This window comes from Stenotrophomonas sp. 116085_Sma, from assembly GCF_056479585.1.
In genome coordinates this window covers 4,103,700-4,121,567 of record NZ_CM151057.1, presented here as the reverse complement: position 1 = coordinate 4,121,567, position 17,868 = coordinate 4,103,700, and the positions used below count along the sequence as shown (strand labels likewise).

The 17,868-nt window shown below is 67.5% G+C and carries 19 protein-coding genes; 9 read left to right on the top strand and 10 right to left on the bottom strand.

From position 1 onward, the window contains the following. Positions 1–57 precede the first annotated feature (57 nt). On the bottom strand, positions 58–708 hold the full coding sequence (locus tag ACZK0Z_RS19095; RefSeq protein ID WP_099551128.1) for a thiol:disulfide interchange protein DsbA/DsbL: 651 nt from the start codon (positions 706–708) through the stop codon (positions 58–60). Positions 709–814: 106 nt separating this feature from the next. Next, the gene (locus ACZK0Z_RS19090) at positions 815–1,615 is read right to left on the bottom strand and encodes a c-type cytochrome (protein WP_197632659.1); all 801 of its coding nucleotides are present in this window, start codon (positions 1,613–1,615) and stop codon (positions 815–817) included. Between the two features lie 156 nt (positions 1,616–1,771). Between ACZK0Z_RS19090 and yihA the strand changes: the two genes are divergently transcribed. Beyond that, entirely contained in the window at positions 1,772–2,374 is a 603-nt protein-coding gene (gene yihA / locus ACZK0Z_RS19085; protein WP_111128274.1) for a ribosome biogenesis GTP-binding protein YihA/YsxC, read from the top strand. A 106-nt stretch (positions 2,375–2,480) separates the two neighbouring features. Here the strand turns inward: yihA and ACZK0Z_RS19080 are convergent, their stop codons facing one another. From ACZK0Z_RS19080 to ACZK0Z_RS19070, 3 genes are all read right to left on the bottom strand, one after another. After that, the gene (locus ACZK0Z_RS19080; RefSeq protein WP_197632772.1) at positions 2,481–3,455 is read right to left on the bottom strand and encodes an MBL fold metallo-hydrolase; all 975 of its coding nucleotides are present in this window, start codon (positions 3,453–3,455) and stop codon (positions 2,481–2,483) included. A gap of 610 nt (positions 3,456–4,065) precedes the next feature. Then, on the bottom strand, positions 4,066–4,890 hold the full coding sequence (locus tag ACZK0Z_RS19075) for a helix-turn-helix domain-containing protein (protein WP_197633245.1): 825 nt from the start codon (positions 4,888–4,890) through the stop codon (positions 4,066–4,068). After that, positions 4,887–5,591, bottom strand: coding sequence for a VIT1/CCC1 transporter family protein (locus ACZK0Z_RS19070; protein ID WP_049428264.1), 705 nt, complete (start codon positions 5,589–5,591; stop codon positions 4,887–4,889). Before ACZK0Z_RS19070 ends, ACZK0Z_RS19075 begins: the two co-directional genes overlap by 4 nt. A gap of 152 nt (positions 5,592–5,743) precedes the next feature. On the opposite strand from ACZK0Z_RS19070, the gene ACZK0Z_RS19065 reads away from it, so the two are divergent. After that, positions 5,744–7,108, top strand: coding sequence for a glutamate--cysteine ligase (locus ACZK0Z_RS19065; RefSeq protein ID WP_049428260.1), 1,365 nt, complete (start codon positions 5,744–5,746; stop codon positions 7,106–7,108). An 89-nt stretch (positions 7,109–7,197) separates the two neighbouring features. Here ACZK0Z_RS19065 and ACZK0Z_RS19060 read toward each other — a convergent pair whose 3' ends face one another. Further along, positions 7,198–8,256 (bottom strand): NAD(P)-dependent alcohol dehydrogenase, encoded by a 1,059-nt coding sequence (locus tag ACZK0Z_RS19060; protein WP_049428257.1) that lies wholly within the window; start codon positions 8,254–8,256, stop codon positions 7,198–7,200. A 107-nt stretch (positions 8,257–8,363) separates the two neighbouring features. Here ACZK0Z_RS19060 and ACZK0Z_RS19055 point away from each other — a divergent pair, with 107 nt between their 5' ends. Next, positions 8,364–9,248, top strand: coding sequence for a LysR family transcriptional regulator (locus tag ACZK0Z_RS19055; protein WP_049428253.1), 885 nt, complete (start codon positions 8,364–8,366; stop codon positions 9,246–9,248). A gap of 18 nt (positions 9,249–9,266) precedes the next feature. On the opposite strand, the gene ACZK0Z_RS19050 is transcribed toward ACZK0Z_RS19055, so the two are convergent. Then, positions 9,267–9,929, bottom strand: coding sequence for a TetR/AcrR family transcriptional regulator (locus ACZK0Z_RS19050; protein WP_049428251.1), 663 nt, complete (start codon positions 9,927–9,929; stop codon positions 9,267–9,269). A 74-nt stretch (positions 9,930–10,003) separates the two neighbouring features. On the opposite strand from ACZK0Z_RS19050, the gene ACZK0Z_RS19045 reads away from it, so the two are divergent. Beyond that, positions 10,004–10,699: a DAPG hydrolase family protein gene (locus tag ACZK0Z_RS19045; RefSeq protein ID WP_049428248.1), complete on the top strand. Its 696-nt coding sequence runs from the start codon at positions 10,004–10,006 to the stop codon at positions 10,697–10,699. A 12-nt stretch (positions 10,700–10,711) separates the two neighbouring features. On the opposite strand, the gene ACZK0Z_RS19040 is transcribed toward ACZK0Z_RS19045, so the two are convergent. Together ACZK0Z_RS19040 and ACZK0Z_RS19035 are read right to left on the bottom strand one after the other, a co-directional pair. Beyond that, the gene (locus tag ACZK0Z_RS19040) at positions 10,712–11,128 is read right to left on the bottom strand and encodes a VOC family protein (RefSeq protein ID WP_049428243.1); all 417 of its coding nucleotides are present in this window, start codon (positions 11,126–11,128) and stop codon (positions 10,712–10,714) included. Between the two features lie 59 nt (positions 11,129–11,187). Next, positions 11,188–12,291 carry an alkene reductase gene (locus ACZK0Z_RS19035; protein WP_197633246.1) on the bottom strand — a complete coding sequence of 368 codons (1,104 nt, stop codon included), beginning with the start codon at positions 12,289–12,291 and terminating at the stop codon, positions 11,188–11,190. A 128-nt stretch (positions 12,292–12,419) separates the two neighbouring features. On the opposite strand from ACZK0Z_RS19035, the gene ACZK0Z_RS19030 reads away from it, so the two are divergent. The 5 genes from ACZK0Z_RS19030 to ACZK0Z_RS19010 all read left to right on the top strand — a co-directional run bounded on the left by ACZK0Z_RS19030 (position 12,420) and on the right by ACZK0Z_RS19010 (position 17,342). After that, positions 12,420–13,325 (top strand): LysR family transcriptional regulator, encoded by a 906-nt coding sequence (locus tag ACZK0Z_RS19030; protein WP_197633247.1) that lies wholly within the window; start codon positions 12,420–12,422, stop codon positions 13,323–13,325. 71 nt (positions 13,326–13,396) lie between these two features. Further along, complete coding sequence (gene frmR, locus ACZK0Z_RS19025; protein WP_005411009.1) at positions 13,397–13,672, top strand: formaldehyde-responsive transcriptional repressor FrmR; 276 nt, start codon at positions 13,397–13,399, stop codon at positions 13,670–13,672. 58 nt (positions 13,673–13,730) lie between these two features. Then, on the top strand, positions 13,731–14,840 hold the full coding sequence (locus tag ACZK0Z_RS19020) for an S-(hydroxymethyl)glutathione dehydrogenase/class III alcohol dehydrogenase (RefSeq protein WP_197633248.1): 1,110 nt from the start codon (positions 13,731–13,733) through the stop codon (positions 14,838–14,840). Positions 14,841–14,889: 49 nt separating this feature from the next. Continuing rightward, on the top strand, positions 14,890–15,720 hold the full coding sequence (gene fghA, locus ACZK0Z_RS19015; protein ID WP_197633249.1) for an S-formylglutathione hydrolase: 831 nt from the start codon (positions 14,890–14,892) through the stop codon (positions 15,718–15,720). Between the two features lie 176 nt (positions 15,721–15,896). Beyond that, on the top strand, positions 15,897–17,342 hold the full coding sequence (locus tag ACZK0Z_RS19010; RefSeq protein WP_197633250.1) for a diguanylate cyclase: 1,446 nt from the start codon (positions 15,897–15,899) through the stop codon (positions 17,340–17,342). 54 nt (positions 17,343–17,396) lie between these two features. Here ACZK0Z_RS19010 and ACZK0Z_RS19005 read toward each other — a convergent pair whose 3' ends face one another. After that, entirely contained in the window at positions 17,397–17,867 is a 471-nt protein-coding gene (locus ACZK0Z_RS19005; RefSeq protein ID WP_478449245.1) for a hypothetical protein, read from the bottom strand. Position 17,868: the final 1 nt, after the last annotated feature.

The window sequence follows — 17,868 nt, the reverse complement described above, 5'->3', positions numbered from 1 at the left end:
CAAGGGGAAATGATGACACGCGGCGGCGACAGCGCCGTGTCGGTGGTGGGTGTTGGTTCAGCGGCCGCGCGCCGCGCGGGCCTGGGCGATCAGCGCCGAGGCGATGCGCAGCTGGTCGTCGAAGCTGTTGCCGCGCACCAGGTACTGGCCATTGATGATGATGGCCGGGGTACCCGGCACCTTGGTGCGCTGGGCGAAGGCGCGGGCGGCGTCGACCTTCTTCTGCACGGCATCGCCGCGCAGGGCCTGCAGGTAACGGTCCGGGGTCACGCCGTAGGCTTTGTAGAACGTGGCGAGCTCATCAGCCGAGACGTTCTGCATGGGCAGCGAACCATCCTGGTGCAGTGCCTTGAAGACCGCCGCGTGGCTGCGCTTGGCCACGCCGACTTCGTCGGCGGCGTAGTACGCCAGTGCCCAGGCATCCCATGCACCACCGAAAGCGGCCGGGACCGGAGTGAAGCGCACGTCGGCCGGCAGCTTGGCCGCCCACGCCGCCAGCTGTGGCTCGAAGTGGGCGCAGTGCGGGCAGGTGTAGCCGAAGACCTCGACCACCTCGATCTTGCCGGCCAGCGGCTGGAACGGGCCCGGTTGGGCGATGCGCTCGTAGTCTTTGCCCTCGACCAGCGGGGCATTGGCGGGGGTAGCAGCGCAGGCTGCCAGCGGCAGCAGCACCAGCACGGACAACAGCAGGCGGGAAATCAACCTCATCGACACGCATCTCCGTTGAAAAAAGCAACGCCGGCGCAGTCGCCGGCGTGAAGGAAACATACCGCAGGCGCGGGCCGTGGTGGCGGCCCGGGCCGACCAGTGGCGGTCAGGGGGCGGCAGCCGGTTGCGCCGATGGGGTGGCAGTGGCCACATCGTCGGCCTTGTTGTGCAGGCCCTGCAGGTAGCTCGACAGCGCCTGCACCTCCTGCTCGCTCAGCTTCTGCGCGACCGTCGCCATGATCTGGAAGTGCGCCTTGTCGGTCTCGTTGGTCTGGCCGGCCTGGTATTCCTGCAGGCGGCGCGCGACATAGCTGGCGTGCTGGCCGCCGATGTGCGGGTAGGCCGGCCCGGGATTGCCGGCACCACTGGGACCGTGGCAGGCCATGCAGGCCGGCAGGCCGCGCTTGGCGTCTCCGCCGCGGTACAGCTGCTGGCCGATCTCGTAGAACTTCATGCCCTTGTACGGGCCGTCGGTGACCGCCGTGTCGTCGGCGATACCGGCGGTGGCCTTCTGCGTGGCGAAGAACGCGCCGATGTCGCGCATGTCCTGCGGCGTGAGGTTCTGCACGAACGGGACCATCGCCACCGCCGCGCCGGAACTGCGCTGGCCGTTGGCGATCAGGGCCATCTGCTGGGCCACGTAGCGTTCGCTCTGGCCGGCGATGGACGGATACATCTCGACCGTGGCATTTCCGTCGGCGCCATGACAGGCCGCACAGGCCGAAGCCTTGGTCTGGCCAGCCTTGGCATCGCCCCAGTGGGTCTTGCTGAAGTCCACCTCCAGCGAGGCGGTGTTGATCGGCCCGTTGTCGGGCAGCGGGGTCAACGTGGTCTGCGCGAACGCAGCAGCGGCAACGACTACGGCAGTGGCAAGGGCGGATACGGCAAGAACGCGAGCGTGGCGCATGCTGAAGCTCCGTATGGACCGGGCCGGGCGGTGGCCGCCGGCATCGCCCGGATTATCAACGGCGTTTCCGCGCACGGTCAACGCAGCAGTGCAGCAAAATGCCCGCAACGGCCGCCGGCACGGGCGCGCGGCGCCGCAACATGCGATCCTAGGCACATGTCATTGCTCATCGAACGCGCCCGTTACCACCTTTCGGCCCATAACGTGCGGCAGCTGCCGCCCGATGAAGGGGCCGAAGTGGCCTTTGCCGGCCGCTCCAACGCCGGCAAGTCCAGTGCGCTCAACGCGCTGACCCGCCAGAATGCCCTGGCCCGTGTCTCCAAGACCCCCGGCCGTACCCAGCAGCTGGTGTTCTTCCAGATCACCCCGGAAGCCCATCTGGTCGACCTGCCCGGTTACGGCTACGCCAAGGTGCCGCTGGACCTGCAGGCGCACTGGCAGGCCTTCATCGACCGGTATTTCCGCACCCGCGAGGCCCTGAAGGGGCTGGTGGTGGTGATGGACATCCGCCACCCGCTGAAGGACTACGACCGGCAGATGCTGTCCTATGCCGTACAGCGCGGCATGCCGGCGCACGCCCTGCTGACCAAGGCCGACAAGCTCAGCCGCAGCCAGCAGATGCAGACCCTGCAGAAGGTGCGCAAGGAACTGCACTCGGCCTACGGCGACAGCGTCAGCGTGCAGGTGTTCTCCGGCGAGGACCGCACCGGCGTGGACGAAGCCCGTGGCGTGATCGGCGGCTGGCTGGGGCTGGAGTAAGGCTTCCGGTTTTCCTGTAGAGCCGAGCCCACGCTCGGCTGCCGCGCGCAGCGCGGCCAGGCCCCGGTAGCCGAGCATGGGCTCGGCTCTACAAGGGCTCATTGGCTCATTTCAACGGCGAATACTCCGCCGGCACCCAGGCATATGCCTGGCCTTCGCTGCGCACGTGGCCCAGGCCGGGGAACGGCAGGTGCGCGCCGGCCACCCACCAACCGTGGGCGGTGGCCTGCTGCAGCAGCCCGCGACGGCTGGCGATCGCCGCTGTGCGGTCCGAATCGGCCTCGAATGCCGCCTCCGGGTGCGCGAACTGCACCGCATGGAAGTGCAGCACATCACCCCATACCAGCAGTGACTGGCCCTGGCTGTCGAACCGGTAGGAGACATGGCCGGGGGTGTGGCCATGGGTGTCCATCGCCACTGCGCCGCCGGGCAGGGCGTCGCCGGGGCTGAAGGTGCGCAGGTGGCCGCTGGCCTGGTATGGCGCGACCGCATTGCGTGCCAGCGGGAAGGCGAAGCGCACGCCCTTCGGCGCGGTGGCCTCGCTGGCCGGGTTGAGCCAGTAATCGGCATCGGCCTTGGACAGCCACACCGTGGCATTGGGGTAGGCCGGCTTGCCCTGCGCGTCGAGTACGCCGCACAGGTGGTCCGGATGGGCGTGGGTCAGCAGCACCTCATCCACCTCGGCCGGGTCCACGCCGGAGGCGCGCAGATTGCCCAGCACCTGGCCCAGGCCGGGGCCAAAGCACTGCGCGGTGCCGGTATCGACCAGGGTCAGATGGTTACCCTGGCGTACAAGGAAGGCGTTGATCGCGGTCTGCAGGCCTTTCTTGTCTTCGGGTACGTAGCGGCCTTCCAGCAGGCGGCTGACCAGCGTCGGCGGCACGTCCACCACTTCCTGCCTGCCGAGTGCGACCACGCCGTCGAACAGGGCGGTGACCTGCAGCGCACCGACGCGCTGGTGGTAGACGCCGGGCACCTGCTGGGTGGGGGCGGGCGAGGTGGCCTCGGCCAGCGCGGCCAGCGGCAGGGAGGACAGTGCCAGCAGCAGTGCGGTGCGCAGCGGCAGGGGACGCAGGGTCATGGCGGTTCTCGGTGGATGACGGGTGGTTCCGTTGGCCTAGCGTGCCGTGGCCGGCGTGCGCACGTCGCTCAAACCACTGCGTGGAATGCTCAGGGAAGGGGGTGTCTGCAGGGCTGCGCCCTGCACCCGCAGAGGCAACGGCAACAGCAACAGCGGGCTATCCGTGGGATGGCGGGGCGGGTCCGGTTGCGGGGGACGCCGTAAATACATCCCTGTAGGCTCGGTCGCGCCATCCATGGCGCTCACGCCCCCGCAACCGGACCCACCCCGCCTTCGACAGATTCCTGCGATCTGTTGGGAATGCCCTTGGGGTCAGATCCGTTTCCCGCAGGAAAACGGATCTGACCCCAGAAATACATTCGATCTTTGACAGACGTGTCGACCAAGGTCGACACCTACCAACAGCCGAGTGAACCTGTCGAAGGTGGGGCGGTGTCGGAGTGCGGGGTGTCAGCCGCATGGATGCGGCTGCCAAGCCTACAGGGACGTACTTGCGGCGTCCCCGCACTCCGACACCGCCTCGCCATCCCACGGATAGCCGCTGTTGCTGTTGCTTTCGCTGTTGCCGTTGCCTCTGCAGGTGCAGGGCTGCAAGCCCTGCCGAACCCCCTCAGATGTCTGTGGGAGCCAGCCCGTACTGCTCGGCGAAGCGCCTGCTGAAACTGGCCGCAGAGCGGTAGCCCGCGCGCGCTGCCACGGTCTTCAGCGGCAGGTCGGTGGTGTAGAGCAGCTGCATGCCATGCGCCAGCCGCGCCTCGGTGAGCAGCTGGCGCAGGCTGGTGTCCTCGGCGGCAAGACGGCGGCGCAGGGTTGCACCGCTCAGCGCGAACTGTTCCTCGACATCGCGCGATTGCCAGTCGCGTGCGGGTTCGGCAGCGATGCGGTCGCGGATCTGTTCGCCCAGGCTCGGGGCCTGCGGCAGCAGCAGGCTGCCATGCCCCTGCCGGCACAGCGTCAGTACCAACGACGCCAGCGCCAATCGTGCTTCGCTGTAACGCCCGTCCTGCAGCGATTGCCGCCACTGCCGCAGCACCACGCCATGTTCGATCAACGGCAGGCGCGCCATCGCCGTGCCTGCGCTGGGCAGTGCTTCGCTCCACAGCGTGCGCGCCGCCGCCAGCACTTCAGCACACAGCGGCACGATGGCACTGAGGTAGCGGCCGCTGCGCCGGTCGGGGGTGTTGACCACATCGATGCGGCAACGCTGGGTGAGCAGCAGGATGTCGCCGGGCACGAACTCCAGTGACTGGTGCGCGGTGCGTACCTGCTTGCGGCCTTCCAGCAGGATCGCGAACTGGGGTTGCGGAATCTCCACCGAACTGGCGCCGTGCTCGCGGCGTGCGGTGATGCAGGCATAGCCTTCGGCGCGTTCGCAGCCGGCCAGGCTGGCCATCTCGGCCAGCAGCGCGGCAACTGGCGGCAGCATGCCGGTCATGCCACGTGGGCGCCGAACAGGCGTCCGACGCCTGCAGCGGCGGCCATTGCCAGTGCACCCCAGAACATCACCCGGATCGCCCCGCGGACAGGCGGTGCGCCGCCGGCGCGGGCCGCCATCGCACCGGTCAGGCACAGGCCCAGCAGGGTGCTGCCGGTGGTGATCATCGCAACCTTGTCCACCGGGGCGAGCAGGGACGTCAGCACCGGCAGCGCGGCGCCGCAGGTGAAGGCTCCAGCCGAAGCCAACGCCGCCTGCAACGGGCGCGCGCGCAGGGTATCGGTGATGCCCAGTTCGTCGCGGGCGTGCGCCCCCAGTGCATCGTGTGCGGTGAGCTGCTCAGCCACCTGCCGTGCCAGCGCCGGGTCCAGGCCGCGGTGGCGGTAGATTCCGGCCAGCTCTTCCAGCTCGCTGTGCGGGTCTTCGTGCAGCTCGCGCTTTTCCATCGCCAGGTCGGCGTCTTCGGTGTCGGCCTGGGTCTGCACCGAGACGTATTCGCCGGCGGCCATCGACATCGCGCCGGCCACGGTGCCGGCCACACCGGTGGCCAGGATCGTGCTGGCCGAAGCGCCGCTGGCGGCCACACCAACCACCAGGCCAGCCACCGAGACAATGCCATCGTTGGCCCCCAGCACGGCGGCACGCAGCCAGCCGACGCGCTCGGAGCGGTGCAGTTCGGGGTGTCGTGAATGGCGGCTCATGACCCTGAGTGTACGAGGGTCAAGAGGGCGTCGGTAGGATGCTGAAACCCGTCACCGTCGCATGACGCAACGGGGTGCCACGCTATAGTGCGCCCTTGCGATGGAAGGCCCCGGGCCCCACATCCCCTGCCACTGTCCAGCGAGCCTTCCCCTTGTCGAGCCCCAGCCACGTCGCCGATACCCCCATTACCGACCGCTCGCAGCTGGTGGAGGTGATCGCCTCCGGCGAGAAGCCCCGTGCGCAGTGGCGCATTGGTACCGAGCACGAGAAGTTCGGATTCCGCCTGGACGACCTGCGGCCGCCGACCTTCGAGGGCGAGCGTGGCATCGAAGCGCTGCTCAATGGCCTGGTCCGCTTCGGCTGGGAGCCGGTGCAGGAGAACGGCAACACCATCGCCCTGCTGCGCGATGGTGCGTCGGTGACGCTGGAACCGGCCGGTCAGCTGGAACTGTCCGGCGCAGCGCTGGAGACCATCCACCAGACCTGCGTGGAGACCGGCACCCACCTCAATGAAGTGGCGCAGGTGGCAGGCGAATTGCAGCTGGGTTTCCTCGGCATGGGTTTCCAGCCGAAGTGGAAGCGCGACGAGATGCCGTGGATGCCGAAGGGCCGCTACAAGATCATGCGCTCGTACATGCCCAAGGTCGGCTCGCTCGGCCTGGACATGATGACCCGCACCTGCACGGTACAGGTGAACCTGGACTACGCCACCGAAGCGGACATGGTGAAGAAGTTCCGCGTGTCGCTGGCGCTGCAGCCGATCGCCACCGCGCTGTTTGCCGATTCGCCGTTCACCGAAGGCAAGCCGAACGGCTACCTGAGCTATCGCTCGCACATCTGGACCGACACCGACGCCGATCGCACCGGCATGCTCGACTTCGTGTTCGAGGAGGGCTTCGGTTACGAGCGCTATGTCGATTACCTGCTCGACGTGCCGATGTACTTCTCCTACCGCGATGGCATCTACCACGACGCCAGCGGGCAGAGCTTCCGCGATTTCATGCAGGGCAAGCTGCCGGTGCTGCCGGGTGCGCTGCCGACGCTGCGTGACTGGTCGGACCACATGACCACCGCGTTCCCGGAAGTGCGCCTGAAGAAGTACCTGGAAATGCGCGGCGCCGATGGTGGCCCGTGGAGCCGCCTGTGTGCGCTGCCGGCGTTCTGGGTGGGCCTGCTGTACGACGACACCGCGCTGGATGCCGCCTGGGACCTGGTGCGCGACTTCACCCTGGCCGAGCGCCATGCGCTGCGCGATGGTGTACCGAAGCATGCGATGAACCTGCCGTTCCGCAACGGCACGGTGCGCGACCTGGCCCGCGAGGCGGTGAAGATTTCGGTGGAAGGCCTCAAGCGCCGTGCTGCGCGCAATGCCGATGGCCAGGACGAGAGCAAGTTCCTGGACGTGCTGCAGGAGATCGTCGAATCCGGGCTGACCCCGGCCGAGCGCAAGCTGGCGCTGTTCCATGGCCGCTGGCACGGCGATGTCGATCCGGTGTTCCGCGAGTTCGCGTATTGATGATGTTGGGTGGGTGCCGACCTTGGTCGGCACGCGATGAAAAAAACCCCGGCATTGCCGGGGTTTTTCATTTTCACACCTGCCTTGGATCAGGCTGCGTTCTTCATCGTCGCCATGTCGATCACGAAGCGGTAGCGCACATCGTTCTTCGCCATGCGTTCCCAGGCTTCGTTGACGTTCTTGATGTCGATCATCTCGACGTCGCTGACGATGCCGTGCTCGGCACAGAAGTCCATCATTTCCTGGGTCTCGGCCATGCCGCCGATCGCCGAGCCGGTCAGGTGCTTGCGGCCGAAGATCACACTGCCGCCGGTCAGCGGCGGGTCCAGTTCGGTCAGCACGCCCACCAGGCACATGGTGGCCTCGCGCTTGAGCAGGCCCATGTACGGGTTGGTGTCATGGCCAACCGGGATGGTGTTGAGCAGGAAGTCGAAGCTGCCGGCGTGCGCCTTCATCTGCGCGGCATCGCGCGAGACCAGCACCTCATCGGCGCCCAGGCGCTTGGCGTCGGCACCCTTTTCCGGGGTGGTGGTGATCATCACCACGTGCGCGCCGAGTGCCTTGGCGAACTTCACGCCCATGTGGCCGAGGCCACCGAGGCCGATCACGCCAACCTTCTGGCCCGGGCCGACCTTCCAGTGGCGCAGCGGCGACCAGGTGGTGATGCCGGCGCACAGCAGCGGGGCGGCCGCCTTCAGGTCGAGGGTGTCGGATACCTTCACCACGAAGCGCTGCTCGACCACCACGTGGTCGGAATAGCCGCCGTAGGTCGGTGCGCCGCTTTCGCGTTCACGGCCGTTGTAGGTCCAGGTCGCGCCTTCGGCGCAGTACTGCTCCAGGTCGTGCTCGCAGGCGTCGCAGTGGCGGCACGAGTCGACCATGCAGCCCACGCCGGCGTGGTCGCCGACCTTGAAGCGGGTGACGTTGCTGCCGACCTCGGTCACGCGGCCGATGATCTCGTGGCCCGGCACCATCGGGTAGATCGAGCCACCCCAGTCGTCGCGGGCCTGGTGCAGGTCGGAGTGGCAGATGCCGCTGTAGAGGATCTCGATGCGCACATCGTCCGGGCCGACCGCGCGGCGTTCGAACTCGTACGGAACCAGCGGGTCGGTATGTGAATGGGCGGCGTAACCACGGGCGAGGGACATGGGGAATCCTTGGCAGGGTTTGTCGAAAGGCGTTTTACAATACGCCCCGTTCCCAGCGGCAAGAAGCGCGGATATCGGCATGATTCATCAAGTGAAACTGCACAATCATGGCCACTGACAACCTCACCCATCTGGCTGCGTTCGCCGCGGTGGCCCGTCATCGCAGTTTCCGCCGTGCCGGTGCCGAACTGGCTCTGTCGACCTCGGCGGTGAGCTATGCGATCCGCGCGCTGGAGGAACGGTTGGGCGTGGGCCTGTTCCATCGCACCACCCGCAGCGTGGCCCTGACCGAGGCCGGGCAGCGCCTGCTGGAGCGGTTGCAGCCGGCGCTGGGGCAGGTGCATGACGCGCTGGAGGAGATGAACCAGTTCCGTGCCGCCCCGGCCGGCCTGCTGCGGATCAATGCGACGCGCGCTGCCGTGGCGACCCAGTTGGGTCCGAGGCTGGCGCGCTTCCTGCACGCCCATCCTGACGTGCGGGTGGAACTGACCGAGAACGATGGCCTGGTCGACATCGTCGCCGAGGGCTACGACGCCGGCGTGCGCCTGCACGAGTTCGTGCCCGAGGACATGGTGGCGGTGCCGATGGGGCCGCCGCTGCGTGGGCTGATTGTCGGTGCGCCGGACTACCTGCGCCGGCACCCGGCACCGCAGCATCCGCGTGACCTGGCTGCACACGAGTGCATCCGTTTCCGCTTCGCCAGTGGCCATCTGTACAAGTGGCAGTTCGAGCGCGCTGGGCAGGCGCTGGAAATCGACGTGCCGGGGCGGTTGACGCTGGGCGAGCAGGGCACCGTGGTCGGCGCGGTGCTCGATGGCATCGGCCTGGCCTATGTGCTGGAAGACACCGCACGGCCCTACATCGAATCGGGGCAGATGGTGGCGGTGCTGGAAGACTGGAGCGAACCGTTCGCGGGATTCGCGTTGTACTACCCGAAGCAGCGGCAGATGCCCGGCGCGCTGCGCGCGTTCGTGGACATGCTGCGCGAGTGAATCGTGGATGGGGCAACCCTACGGCCCCTGCAACACCGGCGCCAACAACGCCAGGCACTCACGCAGGTGCGCATCCACCGGCGCATCCTCGGCCGCCACCCCGATCACGCGTTCGCGTAGCGGTTCGGCCACCGTCATCGCCAGGATCAGCCGCGCCATGCGCGCCGAATCCCCCTCACGCAGCAGCCCACGCTGCTGCTGCCGCGCCAGCCAGTCGGCCAGCAGCGCTCGGCCGCGCTCGATGCCGTTGTCCAGATAGGCCTGCAGCAGCGCGTCTTTGCCGGGAAAATCGGTGGCCAGCAGCCGGAACACCTGCACCGCCTGCGCCGATAGCGCCTGCGCGCACACCGCCTGCAGGATGTCCTGCAGCAACGGCACCACCTCGTCGGCATCGCGCGCATCGCGCTGCAACTGTGGCGCGAAGCCGTCGGTCCACTCACGCACCGCCAACCCGACCAGTTCCTCGCGGTTGCTGGCATGGCGGTACACGGTCTTCTTTGCCACCCCGGCATGCGCCGCCACCGCTTCGATCGTGGTGGCCTCGTAACCCTGTGCCAGCAGCAGCTCCAGCGTAGCCTGCAGCACGGCGTGGCGGACTTCGGCTTCCGGTCGCGCGGGGCGTCCACGGCGGCGGGCGGGGGCGACGGGATCGGGCAGGGCGGTGCTGTTCATTACACCCATCTTACCGCACCCGAGTAATTGCGAAACGATGAACGTTTCCGTATTGTCGGATCTCCCAACCCCAGGAGACCCCCATGGATACCGCTGTGAACGCCCGCGCCTGGCTGGACCACCACGATCTGCTTGACCCGGCACCGATGCACCTTGAGACCGGCGTCCAGCGCCGCGAAGACGGCACTCTGCTGGTCGCAGTGCGCACCGATCTGCACGGTTGCAAGGGCCGCATGCTGGACTGGTGGTTTACCTTCTTTGAAACAAGCCAGCACATCCGCTGGTGGCACCCGGTCGATCATGTCGAGCACCGCGGCTGGGACGAGGCCTGGCAGCGAGGGCGCAGCTACCACGGTGCCAGCATCCACGCGGTGGAATCGCTGGCCGATATTCCGCCGGTGGCGGCACGCCTGAAGTTCCACGACCCGCGCACGCTGCTGGTGCCCGAGCGCCTGCAGGCGGCGCAGGATGCAGGTGACGTGTCGGCGCTGATCGCCGCGCGCATCGGCTTCGGTGACCACGTGCGCCTGGATGCAAACGGTGATCCCTGCGATGGGCAGATGCTGCACGTGGCGCGCGATACGCCGTTTGGCTGCGTGCTGCGCAGCCGCTTCGTGCTCGGCCTGGACAGCGCCGATCCGCACCGCGATGCCAGCGATGCGGTCGGCCTTGGCCTGCTCAAGCACTGCTATACGGAGTTCAGCTTCCTTTCGCGTCTGCTGCCATCGCTGTACTACGGCGAACGCGCCAATGGCGAGGCCGTGCCACTGCCATGGTGAACGACGCGCCGGTCATTCGACCAGCGCGTCGTAGCCTTCGCCACTGAACTGGATGAGGCAGAAGCCGTGGCCGAACGGGTCGGCCAGCACGGCGATGCGGCCCCAGCGACGCTCGCGCACGGACTGCTCGAGTGTCGCCCCGGCCGCAACCGCACGTGTCAGTGCGGCCTCGATGTCATCCACGACCCAGTCCAGGTGCAGCGGCGTCCAGTGGCGCTCGTAATCGCGCACATCGCCGTCCTCGGTGGCAGGGCTGCCGTGGTCGTTCTGCAGTAGGTACAGCGGGGTGGGGCCGCCCAGCAGTTCCACCGCACCGGGCCCGAGACGGCGGCCGACGCGCAGGCCGAAGGCTCGCATGTAGAAGTCTTCGGCAGCGGCGAGGTCGGGGACGTCGAGGTTGACGATGAACGCTGCGGTGGGCGTATCCATGGTCAGATCCAGTGGATGTGGGTGGGCAGTGTATGCCCCCATCCACGCATGGCGTGGATCTACTGTGCGCGTAGGTAATCAAGGTAGCCCGCCTCGCCGCCACCGTAATAGGTGCTGCGGTCGGGCGTGGCCAGCGCGATGTCGTGGCGCAGGCGTTCGACCAGATCCGGGTTGGCGATGAACGGCTGGCCGAACGCGGCCAGATCGATGGTGCCGTCCTCGACCAGCTGTAGGGCGCGCGTGCGTGTCATGCCACCGGCCAGGATCAGGGGGCCGCCGTAGGCCTGTTTGAACTGCTTCAGGAACGCGCTGCCCAGCACCGATTCACCCTGCTGCAGGTTGTCGTTGAGGTGCACGTAGGCCAGCCCGCGCTTGCCCAGTTCTTCGGCCAGGTACAGATAGGTGGCCTCGTTGTCGGGGTAGAACGGCATGTCGAAGGTGAGGTTGTTCGGTGCCAGGCGCACGCCGATGCGGTGACCACCGATGCGCTGAGCCATCGCATCGACGGTGTCCAGGATCAACCGCGCGCGGTTGGGCAGCGAGCCGCCGTAGCGGTCGTCGCGCTGGTTGATGAGCGGGTTGAGGAACTGTTCGAACAGGTAGCCATTGGCGGCATGCAGCTCGATGCCGTCGAAGCCGGCGGCGATCGCGTTGTCGGCGCCCCGTGCGAAGTCGGCAATGATGTCGGGGATCTCGTCGGTGGCCAGTGCACGTGCCGGGGTGGGATCGGCATGGCCGCGGCTGCCGTCTTCCAGATAGACGAACGAGGTGTTCTTCAGTGCGCTGGCCACCGGGCGCGTGCCGGCGCTGACCGGTTGCCCACCATTGGGCTGCAGTGAGGAATGCGACATGCGGCCGACGTGCCAGAGCTGGGCAAAGATCGTGCCCTGAGCGGCATGCACCGCCTCGGTGACCAGCGTCCAACCGGCCACCTGCTCGGCTGACCAGATACCCGGCACGTCGATGTAGCCCTGGCCCTGTGGCGAGACCGGGGTGCCTTCGCTGATGATCAGGCCGGCGCTGGCACGCTGCCGGTAGTACTGCGCGGTGAGCTCATTGGCGACCGAACCGGGGTTGCGGGCACGGGTCATCGGGGCCATCGCGATGCGGTTGCGCAGGGCGGTACCTGACAGGTCGAAGGGGTGGAAGAGGGCGGCGGTCATGTCGGTCATCTCGGTGTGGGGGAGGCGCCAGCGGCGCGATGCACACAGGATGGAGTTGACATGCAGGTGCATAAAGCGCTTCGATTTCCCATTTAACGGGACTATTTGTCCCCAATGGAGCGTGAGGGATGTTGCCACTGGAATCCTTGAATGGCCTGGTGACCTTCGTCACCACGGCACGCTCGGGCAGCTTCACTGAAGCCGCCAGTGCGCTGGGCATTTCGCGGTCGGCAGTGGGCAAGGCCATCGCGCGGCTCGAAGCGCGACTGGGCGTGCGCCTGTTCCATCGCACCACGCGGCGCATCGCGCTGACCAGCGACGGCGAGGCGTACTACGCCTCCTGCGCGGCGGCGCTGGAAGAGATATCCGCGGCCGAGGCCTGCCTGGGGTCGGCCGGGCTGCCCAGTGGGCGACTGCGTATCGACATGCCGTCCTCGTTCGGGCGGCTGGTGGTGCTGCCGGTGCTGTTGCGGCTGTGCCGGCAGTACCCGGACCTGCAGTTGACGATGACCTTCACCGATCACTTCGTCGATCCCGTCGAGGAAGGCATCGACCTGCTGATCCGTTTCGGCGGATTGCACCATGCCGAGCACCTCGTGGCGCGACGGCTCGGGCGCCAGCGCCTGGTCACCTGCGCATCGCCGGAGTACCTGCAGGCGCATGGCGTGCCTGCGACCGTGGAGGAACTGGCGCAGCACCGCAGCATCGTCGGCTTCCGTCATGGCCAGCCGGTCTGGTGGCGGATCGGCAGCGAGGATGACGAAGGGACGTTCATCCCGAATGCGCCGTATCAGCTCAATGACGGCGACGCGGTGATTGAAGCGGCCATCGCCGGTCTCGGTATCTGCCAGATGCCGGTTTCACTGGTGCGCCGCCACCTGGAATCCGGCGCGCTGCAGTCGGTGCTGGATGCGCACATGCAGCGGCATATCGACATCCATGCGCTGTGGCCACCGACGCGTCATCTGCGGCCAAAGGTGCGCTACGTGGTGGATGAGCTGACCCGGTTGGCGGGTGAGGGGTTGTTCGATTGAGCAGGCCGGGATTGAGTTCGTGGTTCCGGCTTGTATACTATCCCCCAGTATAGTTCCTGGGTAGCCTGGCCATGCCGCACTCCCCCGAAGAGAAGAAGAAGGTCCTGGCCCGCGTGCGCCGCATCCGTGGCCAGTGCGATGCGCTGGACCGCGCGCTGGAAGCCGGCGCCGACTGCGGGCCGGTGCTGCAGCAGATCGCTGCCATCCGTGGCGCCGTCAACGGCCTGATGTCCGAGGTAATGGAGGCCCATCTGCGCGAGGAGTTCGGCCAGCCCGCGGCCTCCGATGAACAACGCGCCGAACGCGTGCGCGACATGAGCGCGTTGATCCGCTCGTACTTGAAATAAACGACGGCGCAACATGGCGCCGCCCATCCTGTCATTGCCTGTCTTTGGAGAAACCACCATGAAGTCCCGTGCCGCCGTCGCCTTTGGTCCCGGCCAGCCGCTGCAGATCGTCGAGATCGACGTCGCCCCGCCGAAGAAGGGCGAAGTGCTGGTGAAGATCACCCACACCGGTGTCTGCCACACCGATGCGTTCACCCTGTCCGGCGATGACCCGGAAGGCCTGTTCCCGGTGGTATTGGGCCATGAAGGCGCCGGCATCGTGGTGGACGTGGGCGAGGGCGTGACCAGCGTCAAGCCGGGCGACCACGTGATTCCGTTGTACACCGCCGAGTGCGGCGAGTGCCTGTTCTGCAAGAGCGGCAAGACCAACCTCTGCGTGTCGGTGCGCGCGACCCAGGGCAAGGGCGTGATGCCCGATGGCACCAGCCGCTTCAGCTACAACGGTGAGCCGCTGTACCACTACATGGGCTGCTCGACCTTCAGCGAGTACACCGTGGTGGCTGAAGTATCGCTGGCGAAGATCAACCCGGACGCCAACCCGGAACACGTGTGCCTGCTGGGCTGCGGTGTCACCACCGGCATCGGCGCGGTGCACAACACCGCCAAGGTGCAGGAAGGCGACAGCGTGGCGGTATTCGGCCTCGGCGGCATCGGCCTGGCGGTGATCCAGGGCGCGCGCCAGGCCAAGGCCGGCCGCATCATCGCGGTGGACACCAACCCGTCCAAGTTCGAGCTGGCGCGCGAGTTCGGTGCCACCGACTGCATCAACCCGAAGGACTTCGACAAGCCGATCCAGCAGGTCATCGTTGAAATGACCACCTGGGGCGTGGACCACAGCTTCGAGTGCATCGGCAACGTCAACGTGATGCGCGCGGCGCTGGAATGCGCGCACCGTGGCTGGGGCCAGAGCGTGGTGATCGGCGTGGCCGGTGCCGGGCAGGAGATCTCCACCCGCCCGTTCCAGCTGGTGACCGGCCGCAAGTGGATGGGCACCGCCTTCGGTGGCGTGAAGGGCCGCAGCCAGTTGCCGGGCATGGTCGAGGATGCGATGAAGGGCGATATCGAACTGGCCCCGTTCGTCACCCACACCATGGACCTGGACAAGATCAACGACGCCTTCGACCTGATGCATGAAGGCAAGTCGATCCGTTCGGTGGTCCACTACTGAGCCACGCCGGGTGGCAGGCTTGAGGCCTGCCGCCCCTCGGGAGGAACCCATGGAACGCATCGAACACCGCGCCTGTTCCGGCGGCTGGCAGGACGTCTACCGCCATCACTCGGCGACGCTGGGCTGCGACATGCAGTTCGCCGTGTACCTGCCGCCGCAGGCGGCCACTCGGAAGCTGCCGGTGCTGTACTGGCTGAGCGGCCTGACCTGCACCGAGCAGAATTTCATCACCAAGGCCGGCGCACAGCGCTATGCGGCCGAGCATGGGGTGATCCTGGTAGCGCCCGATACCAGTCCTCGCGGCGAGGATGTGGCTGACGCCGAGGGCTACGATCTGGGCAAGGGGGCAGGGTTCTATCTCAATGCCACCCGCACGCCGTGGGCAAAGCACTACCGCATGCATGACTATGTTGCGCGGGAGCTGCCCGAACTGATCGAAGCGAACTTCCCGGCCACCGCAGCGCGCAGCATCAGTGGCCATTCGATGGGCGGCCACGGTGCACTGGTGATCGCGCTGCGCAACCCCGGGCGCTACCGCAGCGTGTCCGCGTTCTCGCCGATCGTCGCGCCCAGCCATGTACCGTGGGGGCAGAAAGCGTTCCACGCGTATCTGGGGGACAACCCGGCCGACTGGGCACAGTGGGACACGTGCGCGCTGCTGGCCAGCGTCGAAGAGCGGTTGCCGCTGTTGGTCGACCAGGGCGAGGCGGATGAGTTCCTCCAGACCCAACTGCAGCCGCAGCGCCTGCAGGCGGCCTGCGACGCGGCCGGCCATCCGCTGACCCTGCGCCTGCAGCCCGGCTACGACCACAGTTACTACTTCATTGCCAGCTTCATTGGGGAGCACATCGCCCACCACGCCCGCGCGCTGAAGTGCTGACCCCCTGTAGAGCCGAGCCCACGCTCGGCTCTACCTTGTTGGGCCTCCGACCGGATGGCAGCCGAGCATGGGCTCGGCTCTACGGTTGCGCGCCGCTTTTCCGGTGATGGATCACACCATCGTGGCGCCGCCCCGGGCTATCGTGCGCCCATACGGCCTTGCCGATCGGGGGATGCATGCCGGTAGTGCTGGCGCTGCTGTATGTGCTGTGCCACGGCCTGGTCCTGGCCATGTGGCCAGGGCCCGTCGGTGCGGGTTCCTTCGTGTTCCTGACCGGCGCTCCGCTGCTGGCCGCCGCCGCCTGCCTGTGGCGGGCCCGCCGCGATGGCGCCGCGCTGGGTTGGCGTGCCACCGCGCTGGCCCTGCTGCTGTGGGGCGGAGGCATGGCCTTCAACATGGTCGATGCGCTGGGCGCCGGCCGTGCCGATGTCACGCCGCAGGTCAGTCTGTTCCTGTATGTGCTTTACGGCGTGCCGCTGGTGTTCATCCTGGCCCGTGCACGCCGCGAACGGCTCAGCATCAGCCTGATCGACGCGGCCATGGCCGCGCTGCTGGGTGTGCTGTTCTTCGTGCACGCGCAATCGTTTGCCGCCCGCATCGATGTTGATGACCACGCGATGGCCAACATGCAGCGCATGTTCGACATCCAGAACCTGTGCATTGCGGCGTTCGCTGTGGTGCGCTGGCTGGTCGGCGACGTTCCGGAGCGGCGCAACTTCTTCCGTGCGCTGGCGATGTACGCCGTCGTCTACCTGCTGGTGGCGTACTACATCAACCACTACACCGAGGAGCAGTCGTTCGGTGCCTACAACGACCTGCTGATCGATCTGCCGTTCCTGCTGCTGGCGCTGCTCGCGCTCAGCCAGGCACCGGCGCGGGTCCTGGCGCCGCATCCGCGGATGGCGCGCACGGTGCAGGCGGCGGGTCCGATGATCCTGCCGCTGCTGCTGCTGGTGGTAGGCACGCTGGTGGTCGACCACGCCCGGCCCCTGGCCGTGAGCGGGTTCGTGGTGGCGACGCTGGGGTTCGGCCTGCGCAGCATCCTGCTGCAGGTGGACCTGATGGAACGGCAGGCCTCGCTGGATCAGTTGGCGCGCCAGGATGGCCTGACCGGCGTGGCCAACCGGCGCGAGTTCGACGCGCTGCTGCTGGCCGAGTGGAACCGCGCACGGCGCAGTGGCACCGAACTGGGCCTGTTGCTGCTGGATATCGATCATTTCAAGGCCTTCAACGACCGGCACGGTCATCCTGCCGGGGACCGCTGCCTGCAGGCCGTAGCGGCGATCCTGAAGGTCAGTGCCGGCCGTGCCGGCGACAGCGTTGCGCGCTATGGCGGCGAGGAATTCGCAGTGATCGTGCCGGGAAGCCCGCTGTCGGGCGTACTGGCGCTGGCCGAACGCCTGCGCGAGGCAGTGGAAGCGCTGCCGTTGCCCGAAGGTTCGGTCAGCATCAGCGTCGGTGTGGGCTACCTGCATCCGCCGGCCCTGGCCAGCGCCGACCAGCTGCTGGCAGACGCCGACGCGGGCCTGTATGCGGCCAAGCGTGCCGGCCGCAACCAGGTGATCCTGCATGCGCATGTGCTCGACGACGAAGGCAGTGCACATGGCACGATGGACTGCTGAGGGCGACGCGTGATCAGCCCTGATGCAGCATCGCGCGCCTGTGGTGCCGAACGGTCATCGTTGCCGCAGCCAGCCGGTGGGATCGAGCAGCCTCAGCCCGACAGGCGACAATGATCGCAGCCGCAACGGCAGCTTCGCTGCCTGCACGGCGACAGCGCAGCGTGCCAGCTGCTGCCGCAGCGGTGCCAGCGTGTCGTCTTCGCGGGGCCGTGCATGCCGCCACTGGGCGATGCGCAGCAGGCAGACCAGCAGGTCCAGTTCGCTGGCGGCAATGAAGGGAGAGCCGGCGGGCAGCAGGTCGATCGGCGCCGCGGGCGCGGCCAGCAGTGGCAGCAGGTTGATGAACGCGTCGCAGCCTTCAGGATCAAGACCGAGGCCGCTCAGCTGTGCGAGTCCATCGGCCATGAGATCGGGGTCACGCAGCTGGCGTATCGCCGCCAGCAGCGCCTGCTCGCCACGACCGAACTGGCGGCCGAAGGCACGGTAGCTGACCCGCGTGGGAAACAAGGGGGAACGGGAGGCCATG